Genomic DNA, 19433 nt, shown 5'->3' with positions numbered 1-19433 from the left:
GGAGGGCGCGTGAGCGAGTGGTCGGTCTCCGGTTTCAGCGAGGTGCGCGAATTGGGCCGCGGCGGCCAGGGCCGGGTGGTCCTGGCCCGCCACGCCCGCGCGGGCACCCCCGTGGCCATCAAGTACCTCCCCGCAGAGGCCGACCCCGACAGCCGGGAACGCTTCCGGCACGAGTCGCAGATGCTCGGCCGCGTCACCCACCCGCACGTGGCCCGCCTCTACCGCCTCGTGGAGAACGACAACGGCATCGCCATCGTCATGGAGGCGGTCAACGGCGTCCCCCTCACCAAAATCCTCAGCCACCACCGGACGCTGGAACCCGAGGCCGCCCTGACCGTCCTGAAAGGCTCACTCCTCGGTCTGGCCGCCGCACACAACGCGGGAGTCGTCCACCGCGACTACAAACCCGCCAACGTCATCGTCCCGGCCGACGGCCGCAGCAAACTCATCGACTTCGGCGTAGCCGTCTACTCCGGAGAAGGCAGCTTCGCCGGAACCCCCTACTACATGGCCCCCGAACAGTGGCGCGGCGAACCGGCCACCCCCGCCACCGACGTCTACGCCGCCACCTGCGTCTTCTACGAATGCATCACCGGCCAACGCCCCTACCCGCCCGGCGACCGCGCCGCCATCAGGGCCGGACACCTCAACACACCCGTCCCCGTCGAACACGTCCCCGAGAAACTGCGCGAACTGGTCGCCCGCGGAATGGCCAAGGACCCCGCCGAACGCCCCGACAGCGCCGAAGCGTTCGTCGAGGAACTGGAGGACGTCGCCCGCACCACCTACGGCGTGGACTGGGAAACCCGCGGCATGCGCGCCCTCGCCGGAGGCGTCGTCGCCCTGGCCGCACTGCTCCCCCTGACAGCCGCCGGGCTGGCCTCGGCCGGAGGCGCCGCGACCACGACGGCGAGCACCGGCGTGATCGCCGCCCTCGGCACCAAGGCCGGCGTCGCGGTCGCGGGCACCGCCGTCGCCACCGCCACCGTGGGCGGCGGCGTCGGCGTCTACCAAGCCACCCGCCCCGAACCCGTCGAACGCCCCGCGGCCTCCACCGTGAGCCCGAGCCCGCCGGGCAAGCGGCTGGACCTCGGCGACTTCTCCATCACCACTCCCCTGACCTGGCGCGTCACCCGCATGAGGGGAGAACTGGGCGGCTACGAGATCCGGGTGCCCGGCACATGCTCGCGCACGGAGTACCGCGGCGAACTCTGCCCGGAGATCAAGGTCCTCGGCCGCCAGTGGATCAACCCGCCTGGGGACGCGCACATCGAGAGCTACCAGCCCGACTACGAGTGGCACCCGGGAACCGACCCGTCGCACGACTGCCCGCCCCGCCCCATGCTCCCGGCGGCAGGCCAAGGCCGCCTTCTCAAGAAGAGCTTCGTCAAGGTCGGCGACCGCACGGCCGAATACCGCGAATGGCGGATGCAGTGCGGTGACTTCACCGCGCGCCCGGTGAACGTCTTCTTCGTCCAGCGCCTGTGGTACCTGCCGACCTCGCGCATCCTCATCGTCGACGAATGGGACACCCCCGGCCTGGCGCAGATCCTCGCCCGCGCCCAATGGACCTGACGAGGAGGCGACCGGTGACCGACTGGCAGGTACGCGGCTTCAAAGAGGTCCGAGAACTGGGCCGCGGAGGCCAAGGCCAGGTGGTCCTGGCCCGCCACGCCAAGGCCGGAACCCCCGTCGCCATCAAGTACCTCCCCGCCGAAGCCGACCCCGACAGCCGAGAACGCTTCCGGCACGAATCCCAAATGCTCGGCCGCGTCACCCACCCCCACGTCGCCCGCCTCTACCGGCTCGTGGAGAACGACAACGGCATCGCCATCGTCATGGAGGCGGTCAACGGCGTCCCCCTCACCAAGGTCCTCGCCCACCACCGAACGTTGCAGCCCGAGGCCGCCCTGACCGTCCTCAAAGGCTCACTTCTCGGCCTGGCCGCCGCACACAACGCGGGAGTCGTCCACCGCGACTACAAACCCGCCAACGTCATCGTCCCCGCCGACGGCCGCAGCAAGCTCATCGACTTCGGCGTCGCCGTCTACTCCGGAGAGGGCAGCCAGGAGGGCACGCCGTATTACATGGCCCCCGAGCAGTGGCGCGGCGACCCTGCGAGCCCGGCCACCGACGTCTACGCCGCCACCTGCGTCTTCTACGAATGCATCACCGGCCAACGCCCCTACCCACCCGGCGACCGCGCCGCCATCAGAGCCGGACACCTCAACACACCCGTCCCCATCGAACACGTCCCCGAGAAACTGCGCGAACTGGTCGCCCGCGGAATGGCCAAGGACCCCACCGAACGCCCCGACAGCGCCGAAGCGTTCGTCGCGGAGTTAGAGAACGTCGCGAACAAGGCGTACGGACCGACCTGGGAAACCCGCGGCACCCGCGCACTCGCCGGAGGCGTCGTCGCCCTGGCCGCGCTGTTCCCCCTGACCGCCGCCGGGCTTGCGTCGGCCGGAGGCTCCGCGACCACGACGGCGAGCACCGGCGTGATCGCCGCCCTCAGCACCAAAGCCGGCATCGCGGTCGCAGGCACCGCCGTCGCCACCGCCACCGTGGGCGGCCGCGTCGGCGTCTACCAGGCCACCCGCCCCGAACCCGTCGAACGCCCCGCAGCCGCCACCGTCAGCCCCAGCCCACCGAGCAAGCGCCTGAACCTCGGCGACTTCTCCATCACCACCCCCCTGACCTGGCGGGTCACCCATATACCGGGAGGACTGGGCGGATACCGGATCCACTTGCCCGGCCGATGCATGCCCGATGAATCCCGCAACGAACTCTGCCCTGAGATCTGGGTGTTCGGCCGCCGGTCGATCGACCCGCCCGTGGGCGCGGGCTTCGAGAGGTATAGGCCCGACTATGCGTGGCACCCGGGAACCGACCCGTCGCACGACTGCCCACCACGCCCTAGCCTTCGGGCGGTAAGCGGTGAACGCCTGCTCAAGAACAGTTTCGTCCAGGTCGGCGACCGTACGGCGGAGTACCGCGAATGGCGGATGCAGTGCGCCGACACACGCCTCCGGCCGGTGAACGTCTTCTTCGTCCAGCGCCTGTGGTACCTGCCGACCTCGCGCATCCTGATCGTCGACGAATGGAACACCCCGAACCTGACGCAGATCCTCGCCCGCGCCCAATGGACCTGACAGGGGGCGATCACGCTCGTCGGCGGCCCGCGGGGGTGTGCGGTGCGGTGAGCAGTCCGACCATGCCGTCGATGAGGTCGTTCGCGAACAGGGCCTCGGTGAGGCCGTCGCGCCGCCGGTCGCCGGTCCGGACCTGGCGGTTGGCGATCACGTGCACCATCAGCTCCATGGCCATGGAGAAGCGGTGCTCACGGATGGGTTCGGGGAGGTCGGCGAGCGCCGCCTTGATGCCTTGGGCGACCAGGGCGGCGCTGATCGCGTCGGTCAGCGTCGCGGTGTAGGCGGCCCGCAACTCGCTGCGGTGGGACATGAGCCGGGCGAGGAACACAACGTAGTGATGCGCCTGCGGATCCAGGTCGAGCAGTGGCCGGGCCATGGCTTCGACGAGACCGCGCAGGTCGTCCTGCCGGCCCTCGCCGCGAAGCCGTTCGAGAAGCTCGAGCCTGCGGGCGTTGATCGCCGGCACCCGGTGCTCGAGGACGGCCCGGATCAGCGCCGCCTTCGAGCCGAAGTGGTACTGCACGGCGGCGGGGTTGCGATGGCCCGCCTCACTGCCGATCTGGCGCAGGGACACGCCGTCGATGCCATGGACCGCGAAGAGCCTTTCCGCCGTCTCGATCAGCTCGACGGGACTTCGTTCCCGGACCGACGGTCGCCCTGTCACACCCCGCATCCTCTCATGCGGCGCCCAGGGCGCCGTTGACACCTTTCTCCAACACATGTTTGTATTTAAAACATCTGTTATAGAGAGGAGGGCCCGATGGACGTGGTGGCGATCGCGGGTCGGTTCGAGGTCCGGCCGTTCGCCGGACGGGTCGGCGCGGAGATACGAGGGACGGACCTGCGCCGGCCGCTGGATGCGGAGGCGGTCCATGAGCTGCGCGAAGTGCTCGCGCGCTGGGGCGTGGTGGTGTTCCCCCGGCAGCAGCTGGAGCCCGCCGGTCACCTGGCACTCGCCCGCCTGCTCGGCGAGATCCGAACGCCGCCCGACTACCTGCCCACTCTCGAAGACGACGGATTCCCCCAGATCGGGGTCATCAGCACGGCCGACGAACGCACGGCGGCCGCCGACACGTGGCACGCCGATGTCACCTGGGCACCGGCGCCGCCCCGCTACTCCGTCCTGCACATGCGGGTGCTGCCCGAGACGGGCGGCGACACGATGTGGGCCAGCCAGATCGACGCCTACGACCGCCTGTCAGAGCCGATGAAGCGGTTCCTCGAACCGCTGACGGCGGAGCACGGTCTGGGAGCGGGAGCGGTGCACGCCGTGCACCCGGTCGTGCACCGGCATCCGATCACCGGCAGGCGGGCGCTGTTCGTCAATCCGACGTTCACGCGGCGGATCGTCGAGCTGACGAGCGCGGAGAGCAGGTCCGTGCTCCGGACGCTGTACGAGTCGATCACCGTGCCCGAGGCCGTGTGCCGGTGGAGGTGGTCGGTGGGAGACGTCGCGATCTGGGACAACCACTTCGTCCTGCACTACGCGATCAACGACTACGGGCCGGCCGCCCGAAGGATCCACCGCGTCGAGGTCGAGGGCCGTCCGCTGCTCCCCGCCGCCGTCTAGGACCGGCGACACGGCGTTCCTTCCTGTGACGGCGCCCCCTTGCGCACCGGCCCGTCGTCGCAAAGGATCACTCCCGTGCGCAAACCGAAGACCGACGTAGCGGCCCAGCTCAAGGCGGTTCAGGTGCTGGCCGAGCTGCTGGCCCAGGACCTGCCGCCCACGGCCTGGAGCGTGTACGCCCGCTCCCCGGCCTGCCTCCACGGAAATGTCGAGCACTCAGGCAGCGATACACCGGACGGCATCGGCGCCGCCCACGACGAGATCGAGCAGTGGGCCCGGTTCCTCAAAGTGGACGTGGTCACGCGACAGAACGCACGGCGCGAGACCCTTCATCTCCTGGCAGAGGGCGTCCACAAGGGCGTCGAGATCGAGGTGGTCGCCATCGTCCCCGACGACGGCGGCGCCTGGCGCGAACGCCTCGGGAGCTGACGCTCACAGGCACACCGGTCTCGGCGGGGCCGGCCGTTTCACCGCTCCCGGCAGTCCCGTGCAGCTCGGCCAATGCCGGTGAGGGCTTCCGCCAAGAGCATGCGGTGTCCCTCGGCCGCGGCGTACTGGGCGAGGGCTGCGCAGAGGAACACGGCCAGGACACGGGCGGCCAGTTCACGCTCGGGAGGCACCGGGCGTCCATAGGCCTCCAGCAGCACGGCACGGGCCGTACCGGCGAAGGCCCCGTACGCCAGGGACAGGTCTACCGCCGGGTCGGCCAGGCAGACATCTCCCCAGTCGATGACCCCGGCCGCTATCCCATCGTCACCGATCATGAGATGGCGCGCGTGCAGATCGCCGTGGCACACCGCGGTTCCGCCGGGCGGCGGCGCGCCAGGGGCGGCGTCCAGCAGTGCCCACGCGGCCGGGTCGGGTTCCCATAGCCCCTGCTCCGCCAGCGCTTGGAGCCTCGTCCGGGCCAGGCCCGCCCGGTACGGTGCATCGCCCCTGCGCAGAGGGTCGCTGGGCAGGTCGACGCGCGGGACCAGGACGGGATCGTGCAGCGCACGCAGGAACCTTCCGGCCCCGGCCGCCGCCCGTTCCCGCGCGCCGTCGCCCGGTCCGGCTTCGGCCAGTTCGCGTCCGGGCACCATCCGGGCGCCCCAGAACGGCCAGGGGAAGTCGGGCGACCCGCCTCGCGCCACGTACTCCGGTGCGGGGATCGGCAGCGGCAGCCTGGGGCCCAAGACGGGCAACGCGGCGATCTCCCGTTCGATCAGGGGGACCGCGATCGAGCGGCGCGGGAAGCGGAAGACCCACTCGCCACCGGCCACGAACACGGTGTTGTCCCATCCGATGCCCAGCGGCTCCATCGCGACGCCGCGGAACTCCGGCAAGCGCTCCGCCACCAGCCGCGCCGCCAGGTCCGGACCGACCTCGTGCTCGGGTGCCCACTCCCGGGCGGTGGCGTCCATGGCAGGCGACGCTACCGATCCGGCGCACCACCCGCGAGCCTGCCGCGTCGACACCGGGGAGCGCGACGAACGCACGGCCATGCCCCAGGTTCATACCGTGCGGTGTTGAGAGGTCCGGAGAGCCGACGGGCCCGTATCCCCGATGGGATCCTGTCGTGGGCGGACGGAGGAGGCGGCCGTGCGGCGGTTCTTGAGATGCGTGGCGGCGGCGGGACTGCTGTCGCTGCTGGCCGCCGCGGTGTTCGGCATGTCGTGGGCGATCTTCGACGGGCCCGGCGGCGTACGGGGATGGGCGCTGATCCTGGCGTTCGTCCTGGCCGGTCTCGTGGTGCTGGGGCTATGGACGGTCCTGTTGATCAAGGCCGGGGCCCACCCCGGCGGCGTGGTCTTCGCCGGGCTCGTCGCCCTGTTCTTCACCGGGACCGTTCCGGCCGGGTTCAGCGAGTGGTTGCTGCACGAGCGCGGACGCTTCACCACCTGCCGGATCCTGACCATCACCGAAGAGGAGGGCTTCAACGGGGCCGGTACCGTCTACGCCCACCGGCTGGCCTGCGACGGCGGCGGGCCCTCCTCGATCACCCGGTCCGACCGCACCCTGCGGGTGAACCAGCACGTCCGCGTCCATTACGACCCCGAGGGGAGTTCGGACGAGGCAAGGCTGGCCGGTGACAAGGGGGCCATGGAGCACCGTCACATCTTCTTGCTCGGCGCCGCCGAACTCGGCCTGATCTTCCTCGCGTCCCTCCTCCTGGTCGCGACCGGTCGACCCGACCCGTGAGGCATGACGACGTCAGAACGTGTCCTCCTCCATGGCCCGCTCCCTCCGCCGTCACCTGCCCGACGGCGTCCTCGTTCTGAGCCTCGAACCGCGGCTCCCAGTACCGGACACCCGAGATGACGACCGGCCAGCCGGTCCGCCCCTAAACCGTGAACTCTCCGCCGAGTTCGCGCAGCGAGAGCGTCACCTCGTCCTCACCCAAGGACCTGCGGGCTGTGAGAACCACTGCGGCTCCGATCGTCACCTGCACTCGATCTCGCTTCGGACATCTCCCTTTCGCCACGGACGCCCGGAAGGTCACCCCACTTCGCCCCGTTCCGCCCGTCGGCCTCAGGGCTTGAGACGGGCCCACACCCACTTCCCGCCACTCGGGTCGGTGGTGTAGCCGGAGCTGACCGCGAGCGCGGTCACGATGGACAGGCCCCAGCCGCCGTTGTCGTCCCAGGCCTCGGGCGAGAGGTCGAGCGCGACGTGGGCGGGCTCCCTGGGGCACGGCGTGCGCTCGGACGAGTCCCACACGGCCATGAGGACCTCGTCGCCCTCCAGGCTCATCCGGTAACGGATCTCCCTGCCGGGCGTCTCGTTGATCGCATTGTTGATCAACTCAGATGCGATGAGGGCGGCATCGTCTGAAATATGCGCGCACCCCCATGAAGAAAGTCTGGCATTCATCAGAGTTCGGGCCAACCCGGCAGCAGCTGCGGATGCCAACATGGAAATAAGCAGACAATCTCGACCTGTCGCCACCATCCACCCACCTTTCTCCGACTTCTCCTTTTCCCCTTTAAGAATCACTTGCTCGGAGTAGGGTGTCGCGTATTAACAAACATCCCAAACATGGGAGGCGCCTCGATGTCCGCCGCCGACGACCTCGACCCATACTCCTCGCTCTACGCGTGGCTGGCCCACGACCTGCGGTTTTACCGGCAGAAACACGGCCTCACCGGCACACAGATCGGCAAGATCATCGGCTGCGTTCGGTCGCACGTTGCGAACCTGGAGGCGGGACGCGCCCGGATCGACATGTCCCAGGCCAAGGCCCTCGACGAACTGTGGGACACCGGAGGCCACTTCCAGCGGCTGCTCTGGTTCGCCCGCGCCGCCCACGACCCGGACTGGTTCCGTCAGAGCACCGAGTACGAGGCCAAGGCCAGGATCATCCGCATCTACCAGGGATTGCTCATCCCCATCCCGCTCCAGAGCGAGGACTACGCCCGCGCTGTTATCAGCGTGGGTCGGACGAAGGACGTCGAAGAGGCCGTCCAGAGGCGGATGAACCGGCAGGAGGGCATCCTCGGCGGCGAAGATCCGCCGTTGCTCGTGGTACAGCTCACCGAAGAAGCGCTCGACCGCCCGGTAGGCGGTGAGAGCATCATGAGAGCACAACTCCAGCGCCTGCTCGATCTGGGTGAGCAGCCGAACGTCATCATTCGCGTGATCGCGAAGTCCGAGGGCGCTCACCACGGCATGAACGGGCCCTTCCAGATCATGAGCCTTGAGAACAGGGATGTTGCGTACATCGGCGCCTTCGGGGGAGGGCGCTTGATTCAAGACCCTTCCGAGGTTCGCGATCTAGCCGTAGATTTCGAGATGATCGGGGCAAGAGCCTCGTCCGAGGACACCTCCCGGACCCTGATCGGGAAGCTCATGAAGGGATATGGCTGATGGCCCACTGGCGCAAGAGCACCTACAGCGGTGGCTCAAACGACGAGATGTGCGTTGAAGTTGCCCAGTTTTCCGGAGCCGTGAAGCTTCGAGACTCCAAAGATCCTGACGGAGAGCGGATCGCCGTGAGCGGCGCCGCGTTCGGCAACCTGGTGAAGAAGATCAAGGACGGCAACCTCGACCGAGGCTGACCCCGGTGTTTGAGTGGTGGCGAGGCGCCGACAAACCACAGCACCTCGCCACCAGCCGACCGGACACCAGGAGACCCCAATGACCGTCCAGTGGCGCAAAAGCTCCTACAGCGGAGGCGCGAAAGATGCGACGTGCGTTGAAGTCGCCTCACTCCCCGACGATCTCGCCTTGTCGTGGCGCAAGAGCTCCTACAGCGGTGGTTCAAGCGATGAGATGTGCGTCGAGGTGGCCGGGCTGCGGGGTTTGGTCGGGATCAGGGACTCCAAAGATCCCGACGGTGATCGGCTCGCCGTGAGCGGGGCAGCGTTCGGCGAGTTGGTGAAGAACATCAAGGACGGCGCACTCGACCGAGCCTGACCCCTGTGATCCGGTTAGGGTCTATTACTCCAGCCGCATTTAGTGGTCGATGAGGCGTCGTTGCCGCTGGTAGTGGCATCCTCGGGCGCGGGCTTGGTGGCGTCGTCGCCAGTGTGACCAGTGCAGATGGTGTTGGACGGGGTGCCAAGGCCGATGCAGGAGGGCGTGTATGCGGCGGATTTCGTTGACGGTGAGCGGGATCAGCACGCCCGGATCGTCCTCGTCCGGCCGGTAACAGGGCGATCGTCCCTGCTGTGGTGGCCCCCTGTGTGGCGAGGTCGTCGAGGTCCTCGCCGTGCCGGTGGTTGTGCCGGTCGCCGGGGTCGGGTGGGCGCCTGGCGGCTAGGAAGACCAGGTGGGCGTGGGCGACCATGGCCAGGGTGATGTGCCGGTACCAGGCGGTGTGCTTGCGGACCTGGTAGTGGTCCAGGCCGACCTCGTTCTTGGCTGCCTGGAAACATGCCTCCACGCTCCACCGGGCCCCGGCGCCCCACACCAGTTCGGGCAAGGAGACCGGGATGGAGCGCCGGGCCAGCACCCACCCGTGGCCGCCCTGCTGGCCGCCCTGCTGGCCGCCCTGGTGGTCGTCCTGGTGGTCGTCCGTCTGGATCCATGCCCAGTCGTAGAACCGGTGCCCCTTGGCGCCGGCCCCGCAGGAGTACCGCTGCCTTGCACCAGCGTCCATGGCGGCGAACGCGTGGTCGGCACGGGTCTTGTCCCGCCTCAGCCTGATCGGGTGATCGAAGAACACGGCGAACATCTGGTTCACCCCGCGGCTCCGGCAGCGTTCACGAAGGAGGGGTTGTCGCCGTAGGCCTCATCACCGGTGACCCACCCGAACACCAGCAGCGGATCGTCGCAGGCGCGCTCGATCATCCGCCACGCCAGCTCCGGCTTGGTAGCGAACACCGTCCCGTCCGGGACACCGGCCTCCGCCAGACGCTCCGGGCCGGCGAGCCGGGACTCCGGCGGATACAGCTCCCGGTCGATCAGCACCCGATCCTTGGCGGGGTTCACATATGAGCAGAACACCCCGATCTGACAGTTGGTGATCTTTCCCACGGTGCCGGTGTACTGGCGTTGCACCCCCGCCGACCGGCGTCCCTTGTTCTCAAATCCGGTGTCATCGACCACCAGCACCCCCTCCGGGAAAGCGAGCCGCTCGGCCACCTGCCACCGCAACGCGTTCCGCACCGCGTCGGCGTCCCATTTCGCATGGTTGAGCAGCCGCTGCATCCCGTCCGGCGTGACGTCCCCGGCGAACTCCGCCAGCGACCACCCGTTCTTGCGCTCCCGCCCGCTCAACAACCCCCGCAGATACGACCGGGCACGCAACCGGGGCTCGCTCCGCCTGAACGGTGCCGCCACCTGCGCGAACAACTCCTCGAGCCCATCGACCCACCCCGCAGGATCGATCTCCTCCACAGTGGGCGGCACGGCCACCGCCGATCATCTGGTTCAATCAGACCGAGATCGCCAAGCGTGGCTGGAGTATCAGCGGAAGGCTTCGGCGTTCTCCCGCGCCCATTGCGCGAAGGTCCGGGCCGGGCGTCCGAGGATCCGCTCGACGGTGTCGGTCACCGTGTACGCCTCCTTGGGCGGGTCGGCGTACCAGCCGATGACGTGGTCGATGGCCTCTTGGGAGGCGCCCGCCCGGCGCATCCGCTCGCGCGCCTGCTGTTCGGTCAGTTCCACGAACCGGAGGTCGCGACCCAGGGCCTCGCCCAGAACGGCCAGCTTCTGCGGCATGTCCAGGACCTCAGGGCCGGTCAGCACGTACTCCTTGCCGACGTGGCCGTCCTCGGTCAGCGTCCTGGCGGCCACGGCACCGATGTCGGCCTCATGGATCATGGCGCTGTGGGTGGCGCCGAACGGCTCGCGCACCACGCCCTCGGCCCGGACCGAGCCGGTCCACAGGAGGGCGTTGGACATGAACTCCTGCGGCTGGAGGGTGGTCCACGGCAGTCCCTCGGCCGCCACGGCCTCCTCGACCGGGCCCGGCTCGCCGCTCCACAGCATCGTCACATGCCCGACGCCCGCCTTGGTGGCCAGCCGCGCGATCTGCGGACCGGTGCGCAACGCAGCGCCGTCCCCAGCGTCAAAGGTGATCAGGTGCACGGCGGTCACACCCTCCAGCGCGGGTGCCAGGCTGTCGACGACCGCAAGATCGCCGGTTGCCACTTCCACGCCGTGAGGCAAGCCGGCGCCCGCGGGGGCACGAGTCAACGCCCGCACCCTGTGCCCCCCGCTGAGCAGCTCTTCGACCACATGACGGCCCACGTTCCCCGTGGCTCCGGTGACCAGGATGGTCATGACGTTCCTTCCGTCGTGGGATATCACCACGACGTTAGAACCTCAAGATCACTTGAGGTCAAGCGGCTCTCGGAGCGATCAGACCGAGATCGCCAAGTGCGGCTGGAGTACCGTGGACGATCTTGTGCTGGCGGGCCGTTACCGGTTGGGCTCGCTGCTGGGCCGGGGCGGGATGGGGGCCGTCTGGCGGGCCCGCGACGAACGGCTCGACCGCGAGGTGGCGGTCAAGGAGCTCCGCCTCCTCGAGGACCTGACCGACGACGAGCGGCGCACATGGATCGCGCGACTGGACCGGGAAGCACGTGCCACCGCAGGGCTGAAACACCCGGGCATCATCACCGTCCACGACCGGGTCACCGGCGAGGACGGCCCCCCTGGATCGTCATGGAACTGGTCCACGGACGCTCCCTGGAAGACCTGCTCCAGGCGGAGGGGCCGCTGCCACCCCAGCGGGTCGCGCGGATCGGCATGCAGGTGCTGGCCGCCCTGCGCGCGGCCCATCAGGCGGGCATCACGCACCGCGACATCAAACCGGCCAACGTGCTGCTGGAGAACGACCGCGTCGTCCTGACCGACTTCGGGATCGCGGCGGTCGACGGCGACGTGGCCCTGACCCGGACGGGCGTGGCCATCGGCACCCCCGCCTACATGTCCCCCGAGCAGGTGCGCGGCCAGGGCGCCACTCCCGCCTCCGACTTGTGGTCGCTCGGCGCGACGCTCTACACGGCGGTGGAAGGCCGTCCGCCTTTCAACGGGCCCAACGCGGGAGCGGTCTTCGTCGCTGTGGCGACCGAGGATCCCCCCTCCCCCGGGCGGGCAGGTCCCCTCGGGCCCACGATCATGGCCCTGCTGCAACGCGATCCGCGCCAGCGCCTGTCCCCGGAGCAGCTCCACGACGCGCTCGCTCGCCTTTCCCAGGCGTCCGCCGCACCGACGGCGGTGGACGCGGCGCCGCCCCGCCCTCCGTCACCGGGGCGCAGGCGGGCGGTGACCGCCGCCGTCGCGGCGCTCGTGCTGGTCGCGGGCGGCGCGACGGCGGCGTTCATGTGGTGGAGCGGGCCGTCGGACGAGGAGCGGCAGCGGGCCACCATGCGCGAGCTGCAGGCGCTCGGTAAACCACCGGGTCAAGGGAGGTCCGTCGAGCACCTCACCCCCGACAGGTGGCAGGTCACGCGCACCCTGTGCTTCGACATGCAGGACTGCGACGTCGACGGCCAGGTCACCGCCACCCGGACTTGGCTCACCGAGCAGCAGGGCGTGCGCGTGGTGGACACCGCCACGGGCAATTGCCTCAGCGTGAGCGGCTGCTACATCTCGGTCCGGACGGATCCGTCCCAGACGGTGTCGGGCGCGACGATCTCCAAGGCCACGGACGGCTCACTCGTCCTCACCTTCTACATCGGCTGAGGCGTCAGCCCAGGTCGGGGAGCCTGGCGAGCTTGTCCGGGTTGCGGACGAAGTCGATCGCGGTGATGAGCCCGGCGTCCACCGTGAACGCCATGACCGACACGCCGCCCTCGGTGTCCCGGATCACCAGGCCCGGGGCGCCGTTGACGCGGGTGGGGACGATGTCCATCGGGCCCGCGCGGCGGGCCTGGGCGAGCATGATGGGGGCCACCCGGGCGGCCACCCGCTCGACGTGCCGGAGTGTGATGACCTTGCCGCCGCCGTCGCCGCGCAGCACGACGTCGGGGTCGAGCACGGCGATGAGCCCCGGCAGGTCGCCGTTCTGGCAGGCGGCCGCGAATGCCTCGACCAGGTTTCGCTGCTCGGCTTCCGTCGCGGGCGTGCGCGGTCGGCCGTCCTCGACGTGACGGCGGGCCCTTGAGGCGAGCTGGCGCACGGCCGCCGGTGAGCGGCCGACGACCTCGGCGATCTCGGGGAAGGGGAGGCCGAAGACGTCGTGCAGCACGAACGCGGTCCGCTCGGCGGGTGAGAGCCGCTCCAGGACGACCAGCAGCGCCATGCTCACCGACTCGTCCAGCGTGACGCGGTCGGCCGGGTCGCTGGAGCGGGTCTCGACCAGCGGTTCGGGCAGCCAGGTGCCGACGTACTGCTCCCGGCGCGCACGCGCGCTGGTCAGGGCGTCCAGCGCCAGCCTGCTGACGGTGGTCGTCAGCCAGGCGGCGAGGTCGCGGACGACCGCCGGGTCGTCGAGCCCGCGCAGCCGCAGCCACGCCTCCTGGACGCAGTCCTCGGCCTCGGCCAGCGAGCCCGTCATCGTGTACGCCACGCGCAGCAACCGCGGCCGGTGGGCCTCGAAGGACCGCGCCAGCAGTTCCCCGGCGTCTCGTACTCCCCGTTCCGTTCCCATGCCCTGGTGACGACGCGGCCGGTCCGGGTGTGACACGGGCGCCGGCGTCACACCTCGGGAGGCTGCGTCGTCATCAGCCGAATGGATGACGACCTTCGGAGAAAGAGACCATGACACTGACCGAAGTGAGCCGGGAAGACAGCACCCGACCTCCCTCGCGGAAAGGGGTGTTCGTCCGCGTCGCGGGCTTCGCCCACCGCCGCCGATGGCTCGCCCTGATTTTGTGGACGGCGGTCCTGGGCGGCGTCTGGACCGTCGCGTCGGTCGCGGGCGACGACTACCGCAACGCCTTCTCCCTGCCGGGGACCGAGTCGCAGCGGGCGGCGGACCTGCTGGCCGAGCACGGCGCCGCCCGCGCCGCGGACACCGTCGAGATCGTCCTGCACGACGACGGCGGTCTGCGCGAGCCCGGTGTCCAGGGGAGGGTGCGGGCCATGCTGGACGACGTCGCCGCGCTGCCCAAGGTGGGCCAGGTCCGCGACCCGTACGGCGGCGGGGGCGCCATCTCGGCGGACGGCACGATCGGCTACGCGACCGTGGTGCTCGACGTTCCTTCCGAGGACATGCCCAAGGCCGACACCGAGCGCATCTTCGACACCGCCCAGAAGGTCGAGGGCGGCGGGCTGCGGGCCGAGCTGGGCGGGGGCGCGGCCCGGCTGCTGGCGCAGGGCGGGACCGGCGTCGCGGAGGGCGCGGGCCTGCTGGCCGCGCTGGTCGTGCTGGTCCTGATGTTCGGCACGGTCATCGCCGCGGGGCTGCCGATCGTCATCGCGCTGTTCGCCGTCGGGTCCACGGTCGGCGTCATCGTCCTGGCGTCGCACGTCTTCACGATCGCCGACTGGACGCCGCCGGTGATGATCCTGGTCGGTCTCGGCGTCGGCATCGACTACGCGCTGCTGATCTTCGCCCGCTACCGCGCCGAGCTGGTGCGCGGCGCGGACCCGGAGCAGGCCACCGTGAACGCGATGGACGCCGCGGGCCGCTCGGTGTTCTTCGCCGGGTGCACCGTCATCCTGGCGCTGCTCGGCCTCGTCGCCTTCGGCCTCGGCTCGCTGCAGGGCATGGCGCTGTCGGTCGCGCTGACCGTGCTGGTGACGATGCTCGCCGCGCTGACCCTGCTGCCCGCGCTGCTCGGCGTCTTCGGCCGCCGCTTCGCCCGGCAGTTCACCCGGCGCGCGGAGCGGCGGCAGGCCAAGGGCAGGGCCGCCGAGGGCACCGCGTGGCGACGGCTGGCGGCCGTGGTGCAGCGGCGCCCGCTGGCCGCCCTGCTGGCGGCGGGGGTGCTCCTCGGCGCCCTGGCCTTCCCGGCGTTCGGCATGCGGCTCGGCTTCGCCGACGCGGGCAACGACACGCCTGACAGCACCAGCCGGCAGGCCTACGACCTGCTCTCCGAGGGCTTCGGCCCCGGGTTCAACGGCCCGCTGCTGGTGGTGACCGAAGGCGGGCAGGGCGGCGCCGCGCAGGCCGCCGCCGCGGCGACCCGGACGCTGAGCGGCACCCCGGGCGTCCAGGCCGCCACGCCCCCCGTGCCCACGCCGGACGGCCGGGCCGCGACCGTCCTCGTCTTCCCCTCCTCCGCGCCGCAGGACGAGCGGACCTCCGAGCTCGTCGGCACCCTGCGCGAGAACGTCCTGCCGGGGCTGTCCGAGCAGAACGGCGCGCGGTACCTGGTCGGCGGGTCCCTGGCCGCGTCCGAGGACTACTCCGCCAAGGTCGCCGACCGGCTGCCGCTGTTCATGGCCATCGTCGTCGGCCTCTCGCTGCTCCTGCTGATGGCGGTGTTCCGCTCGGTGCTCATCCCGCTGAAGGCCGCGCTGCTGAACCTGCTCAGCATCGGCGCCGCGCTCGGCGCGATGACGCTGGTGTTCCAGCACGGCTGGTTCGGGGTGGAGCCGGGCCCGATCGTCGCGTACCTGCCGGTGATGGTCTTCGCGATCGTGTTCGGGCTCTCCATGGACTACGAGATCTTCCTGATCTCCCGGATCCACGAGGAGTGGACGCGCTCGGGGGACGACCCCTCCCGTGCCGTACGGGAAGGGCTGGCCCACACCGGCTCCGTGATCACGGCGGCGGGCGCGATCATGATCGTGATCTTCGGCGCGTTCATGCTGAGCCCGGACCGGATGCTCCAGCAGGCCGGCTTCGGCATGGCGGTCGCGATCTTCGTGGACGCGGTCGTCATCCGCTGCCTGATCGTCCCGGCCGCGATGGAGCTGATGGGCCGCCGCGCCTGGTGGCTTCCGGCGCCGCTGGCCCGGCTGCTGCCGAAGGTGGAGCTGGAGCGGCACTGAGCGCCAGGGCGAGGGCGGCCACCGCGTACCCGCAGAGGACGGCCAGCCCGGCCCACCAGGGTAGCGGGAAGTAGCCGCCCGAGGGCGCGTAGAGGGCCGTCACCTGCGGGTACTCGTGAACGGTCTGCTGGACGGCGAACGCCGCGGCCGGGGTGACGCGCAGCAGCCACCGGGCGACCTCGTCCGGGAAGAGCGGCAGGGTCGCGAGGAGGTAGGGAAGGACGACCGCCGAGACCGCAATGGGGATCGCCGCCCTCGCACGCCTCAGCAGCGCGCCGAGCGAGAGTGCGAGGACGGCGGCCCCGGCGAGCAACGCGGCGACGCCAAGGACCACTCTGAGTTCGGTGAGCGCGGGCACGGCGGCGACGCTGACGCCGCGGGATCTGATGATCGCCGGGGCGGCGAGCACAACGGGTCCCGCGGCGACCAGTCCGGCGACGAAGGCGGTCCCGCCGATCACAGTGGCCCTCGCCGCCAGGGCCCGGCCGCCGCTCGCCCCGAACTGGGCGGCGACCACGAGCGCGATGACCGCTCCGATGGGAACGCCGATGAGGGTGCTGCTCATGCTCGGTCCTCCGGGGCCGCCGCCCTCGGGTACCGGGCCGATGTCCCCGCTTCCGGTGAGCGTGAACGTCCCGTTCGACTCGACGAGTCCGGGGGCTCGGTGAAAGCGTTCCCAGTCGGTCTCCCCCTGTCGCCCAATCGAGCGGCTGCTCCAGCCGGCGACCGGGGCGCCGTCGAGGGCGATGCTGTCGAAGGCGGCGGTGGCCTGAGTGAAGCGCGACTCCGGCAGGCTCGCCCCCAGAGCCGTGCGCACGAGCGTCAGATCGCCTGGAGACGCGGCGAACAACCCGACCTGCACCGTGGCGGGAAGGCCGGGGAGGCGCGCGGTGCCGACCTTCGTCCAGCGGACGCCGTCGGCCGACTCGCTGCCGGTGATGGTGTCGCGGGAGCGGGTCAGGCGCAGCCAGCGCGGCTCCCCCGCGGAGACGCCTCGCGGGCTGCCCGCCACGTCGTGGACGTAGTCGTGCTGCATCCGCACGCCGTGGCTTCCGGTGACCATGAGCGCCGCGTACGAAGACCCCTGGGAGAGGCCGTCCTTGATGATGATGCCCGCCTTCGCCCACGGCACCAGGCCCTCGACGATCTCGTCATGGTCAGGCGGCGGGTAGGTGATGATGCCCTTCATCGAGGTCAGGCGCACGGTGATGGAGCCCTGCTCGCCGAGCGGCCGGTGGACGAAGGAGAACGTGTCGCTCACCCCCTGCCCGTCCGGCCCCACGGGATCGGTGGGGCAGGGCACCTCCACGGGCCCTTCGCTACAGGTGCCCGCGGAGAAGCCGAACGCGTACAGGAGGCCGACCAGGATGACGGTCAGCGGCACGGCGGCGATGGCGATCAGCCGGCCGCGGGTGCGAAACCCGGCCCACTCGCGGCGCAGGACGGCGGTGGTCTTGTCGGTCGCTTGCATGCGACCGGTTCTAGGCGTCCGGCCATAACGCGGCCCCAACGACCGCGGTTATGCCGCTGTTAGGTGCCGTCCGGCATCCTGGGGGACGGCACGCGAGGGGGAGGCATGGGTTTGAGGGCACGTCCGGTCAGGTTGCGTTTCACCGTCCTGTACGCCGCCCTCTTTCTCGCGTCCGGGCTGCTCCTGCTGGCCCTCACCAACCTGCTGGTGGGCGCGAGCTCCACCCAGGTCGCCGCGCCCGCGCAGACCGTCACCGTCCAGGAGGCCGGCGCCCGGCAGCGCATCGCCGACCTGGAGACGCGGCTCTCGGAGGCTGAGCAGTCGAGTTCGAGGCAGTTCCTGACCGGTTCCCTCGTCGCGCTGGCCGTGATGGCGGCGGTCTCGATCCCGCTCGGCAACGCCGCGTCCGGCCGGGTGCTCCGCCCGCTGCGGACGATCACCGCCGCGACGCGCCGGATCACCGCCGAGAACCTGCACGAACGGCTCGCCGTCGCGGGCCCCGCCGACGAGGTCAAGGACCTGGCCGACACCATCGACGGGCTGCTGGAACGCCTGGAGGCGTCCTTCGCCGCCCAGCGCCGGTTCGTCGCGAACGCCTCCCACGAGCTGCGCACTCCCCTGGCCACGATGCGGGCCTCGGTGGACGTCGCCTTGGCCAAACCCGAGCCTGCCCCGCCCTCGACGGTCGCGCTGGCCGACCGGCTGCGCACCGAACTCGACCGGATGGACGGCCTCCTGGAGGAACTGCTCGTCCTGGCCCAGGCGCAGCACGGCGCGCTCGCCGACAGCGAACCGGTCCCGCTCGGCGACCTGGTCTCCACGTCGCTGACCGCCCGCGCCCCCGCGATCGCCGCACGGAACCTGACCGTGCACGACGGCGGCCTGCAAGCCACGGCGTGGACCCGGGGCAGCCGGACGCTGCTGTCCCGGATGGCCGACAACCTGATCGACAACGCCGTCGTCCACAACCGCGACGGGGGCCGGATCCGGGTCGCAGCCGCCGCCGACGGCGCGACCGTCCGGTTGGTCGTGGAGACGGGCGGCCCCGTCCTCGATCCGCGGCACGTCGCCCGGCTCGGCCGCCCGTTCCAACGGCTCGCGGCCGACCGCACCGGCTCGGGAACCGGGTCGGGCCTCGGACTGTCGATCGTCGCGGCGATCGTCGACGCCCACGGCGGCCGCCTGGACCTGCACGCCCCGCCCGAGGGCGGGCTGCGCGCCACCGTCTCGCTGCCGGGCGGCACCGCGTGAGGATCCTGGTGGTCGAGGACGCGGTCGCGCTCGCCGACGTCGTGGCCGAGGGGCTGCGCGACCAGGGCATGGCCGTCGACATCGCCCACGACGGGCTGACCGCCGCCGCCAAGCTCGACCTGGCCCGCTACGACGTGGTCGTCCTCGACCGGGACCTGCCCGGCCTGCACGGCGACACCCTCTGCCAGATGATCAGCGAGCGCGGCGACCGCGCGATGGTCCTCATGCTCACGGCGGCCGGGTCGCCGGGCGACCGGGTGACGGGCCTGACGCTCGGCGCCGACGACTACCTCGCCAAGCCGTTCCACTTCCCTGAACTGGTGCTGCGCGTCCGCGCGCTGGCCCGCCGCCGCCCCTCCGCCCGCCCGCGGACGCTGCGCGCCGCCGGCGTCGAACTCGACCCCGTACGCCGCCTGGCCACCCGCGACGGACGGCAGCTCAGCCTCTCCGTCAAGGAGTTCGCCGTCCTGGAGGCGCTGCTGCGCGCCGCTCCGGCCTTTCTCAGCGCCGAGGACCTCCTCGACCAGGTCTGGGACGAGAACGCCGACCCGTTCACCAACACCGTCCCCGTCACCGTCGGACGCCTCCGCCGCAAACTCGGCCCCCCGCCCATCATCACCACCACCCCGGGCATCGGCTACCGCGTCACCGACCCGGCCGAGCGGCCCTGAGC

Annotated in this window: 18 protein-coding genes and 1 pseudogene; 12 read left to right on the top strand and 7 right to left on the bottom strand. The window is 70.8% G+C overall.

The genetic code is table 11. From position 1 onward, the window contains the following. Window positions 1-9: 9 nt before the first annotated feature. Window positions 10-1575 (top strand): serine/threonine-protein kinase, encoded by a 1566-nt coding sequence (locus ACFPZN_RS12620; RefSeq protein ID WP_378282078.1) that lies wholly within the window; start codon window positions 10-12, stop codon window positions 1573-1575. A 14-nt stretch (window positions 1576-1589) separates the two neighbouring features. Then, window positions 1590-3155: a serine/threonine-protein kinase gene (locus ACFPZN_RS12615; protein WP_378282077.1), complete on the top strand. Its 1566-nt coding sequence runs from the start codon at window positions 1590-1592 to the stop codon at window positions 3153-3155. A gap of 10 nt (window positions 3156-3165) precedes the next feature. Here ACFPZN_RS12615 and ACFPZN_RS12610 read toward each other — a convergent pair whose 3' ends face one another. Continuing rightward, complete coding sequence (locus ACFPZN_RS12610; RefSeq protein WP_378282076.1) at window positions 3166-3819, bottom strand: TetR/AcrR family transcriptional regulator; 654 nt, start codon at window positions 3817-3819, stop codon at window positions 3166-3168. 96 nt (window positions 3820-3915) lie between these two features. Between ACFPZN_RS12610 and ACFPZN_RS12605 the strand changes: the two genes are divergently transcribed. After that, complete coding sequence (locus tag ACFPZN_RS12605) at window positions 3916-4725, top strand: TauD/TfdA dioxygenase family protein (protein ID WP_378282075.1); 810 nt, start codon at window positions 3916-3918, stop codon at window positions 4723-4725. A gap of 75 nt (window positions 4726-4800) precedes the next feature. Next, entirely contained in the window at window positions 4801-5154 is a 354-nt protein-coding gene (locus ACFPZN_RS12600) for a hypothetical protein (protein WP_378282074.1), read from the top strand. A gap of 38 nt (window positions 5155-5192) precedes the next feature. Here the strand turns inward: ACFPZN_RS12600 and ACFPZN_RS12595 are convergent, their stop codons facing one another. After that, entirely contained in the window at window positions 5193-6128 is a 936-nt protein-coding gene (locus ACFPZN_RS12595) for a phosphotransferase (RefSeq protein WP_378282073.1), read from the bottom strand. A 178-nt stretch (window positions 6129-6306) separates the two neighbouring features. Between ACFPZN_RS12595 and ACFPZN_RS12590 the strand changes: the two genes are divergently transcribed. After that, on the top strand, window positions 6307-6906 hold the full coding sequence (locus ACFPZN_RS12590) for a hypothetical protein (protein ID WP_378282072.1): 600 nt from the start codon (window positions 6307-6309) through the stop codon (window positions 6904-6906). A gap of 330 nt (window positions 6907-7236) precedes the next feature. Here the strand turns inward: ACFPZN_RS12590 and ACFPZN_RS12585 are convergent, their stop codons facing one another. Then, on the bottom strand, window positions 7237-7620 hold the full coding sequence (locus ACFPZN_RS12585; RefSeq protein WP_378282150.1) for an ATP-binding protein: 384 nt from the start codon (window positions 7618-7620) through the stop codon (window positions 7237-7239). A 138-nt stretch (window positions 7621-7758) separates the two neighbouring features. On the opposite strand from ACFPZN_RS12585, the gene ACFPZN_RS12580 reads away from it, so the two are divergent. The 3 genes from ACFPZN_RS12580 (at window position 7759) to ACFPZN_RS12570 (ending at window position 9120) form a co-directional block, all read left to right on the top strand. Continuing rightward, complete coding sequence (locus ACFPZN_RS12580) at window positions 7759-8571, top strand: helix-turn-helix domain-containing protein (RefSeq protein ID WP_378282071.1); 813 nt, start codon at window positions 7759-7761, stop codon at window positions 8569-8571. Continuing rightward, window positions 8571-8762: a DUF397 domain-containing protein gene (locus ACFPZN_RS12575; protein ID WP_378282070.1), complete on the top strand. Its 192-nt coding sequence runs from the start codon at window positions 8571-8573 to the stop codon at window positions 8760-8762. Before ACFPZN_RS12580 ends, ACFPZN_RS12575 begins: the two co-directional genes overlap by 1 nt. Before the next feature lie 79 nt (window positions 8763-8841). Continuing rightward, entirely contained in the window at window positions 8842-9120 is a 279-nt protein-coding gene (locus ACFPZN_RS12570) for a DUF397 domain-containing protein (RefSeq protein WP_378282069.1), read from the top strand. 352 nt (window positions 9121-9472) lie between these two features. Here the strand turns inward: ACFPZN_RS12570 and ACFPZN_RS12565 are convergent. After that, window positions 9473-10536, bottom strand: a pseudogene (locus tag ACFPZN_RS12565) (IS701 family transposase); the annotation flags it as partial. 78 nt (window positions 10537-10614) lie between these two features. Further along, a complete protein-coding gene (locus tag ACFPZN_RS12560; RefSeq protein WP_378282068.1) occupies window positions 10615-11433 on the bottom strand; it encodes an NmrA family NAD(P)-binding protein in 819 nt (272 codons plus the stop codon). Between ACFPZN_RS12560 and ACFPZN_RS12555 the strand changes: the two genes are divergently transcribed. Then, window positions 11389-12840, top strand: coding sequence for a serine/threonine-protein kinase (locus tag ACFPZN_RS12555; RefSeq protein ID WP_378282067.1), 1452 nt, complete (start codon window positions 11389-11391; stop codon window positions 12838-12840). The two genes, ACFPZN_RS12560 and ACFPZN_RS12555, sit on opposite strands and share 45 nt — an antisense overlap. Window positions 12841-12844: 4 nt before the next feature. On the opposite strand, the gene sigJ is transcribed toward ACFPZN_RS12555, so the two are convergent. Beyond that, the gene (sigJ, locus tag ACFPZN_RS12550) at window positions 12845-13747 is read right to left on the bottom strand and encodes an RNA polymerase sigma factor SigJ (protein WP_378282066.1); all 903 of its coding nucleotides are present in this window, start codon (window positions 13745-13747) and stop codon (window positions 12845-12847) included. Between the two features lie 110 nt (window positions 13748-13857). Here sigJ and ACFPZN_RS12545 point away from each other — a divergent pair, with 110 nt between their 5' ends. Continuing rightward, window positions 13858-16038, top strand: a complete 2181-nt coding sequence (locus ACFPZN_RS12545; RefSeq protein WP_378282065.1) for an MMPL family transporter — start codon at window positions 13858-13860, stop codon at window positions 16036-16038. Here ACFPZN_RS12545 and ACFPZN_RS12540 read toward each other — a convergent pair. Then, window positions 15926-17509, bottom strand: coding sequence for a DUF1349 domain-containing protein (locus ACFPZN_RS12540; protein WP_378282064.1), 1584 nt, complete (start codon window positions 17507-17509; stop codon window positions 15926-15928). The two genes, ACFPZN_RS12545 and ACFPZN_RS12540, sit on opposite strands and share 113 nt — an antisense overlap. 105 nt (window positions 17510-17614) lie before the next feature. On the opposite strand from ACFPZN_RS12540, the gene ACFPZN_RS12535 reads away from it, so the two are divergent. Beyond that, window positions 17615-18760, top strand: a complete 1146-nt coding sequence (locus ACFPZN_RS12535; protein ID WP_378282063.1) for a sensor histidine kinase — start codon at window positions 17615-17617, stop codon at window positions 18758-18760. Next, window positions 18757-19431, top strand: coding sequence for a response regulator transcription factor (locus ACFPZN_RS12530; protein ID WP_378282062.1), 675 nt, complete (start codon window positions 18757-18759; stop codon window positions 19429-19431). The genes ACFPZN_RS12535 and ACFPZN_RS12530 overlap by 4 nt, the downstream gene beginning before the upstream one ends. The last annotated feature ends 2 nt before the right edge of the window (window positions 19432-19433 follow it).

The organism is Actinomadura rugatobispora (genome assembly GCF_042656285.1).
GTDB lineage: Bacteria > Actinomycetota > Actinomycetes > Streptosporangiales > Streptosporangiaceae > Spirillospora > Spirillospora rugatobispora.
Note: the sequence above shows the minus strand (reverse complement) of the source record. Positions and strands in the feature narration are given on the sequence as shown.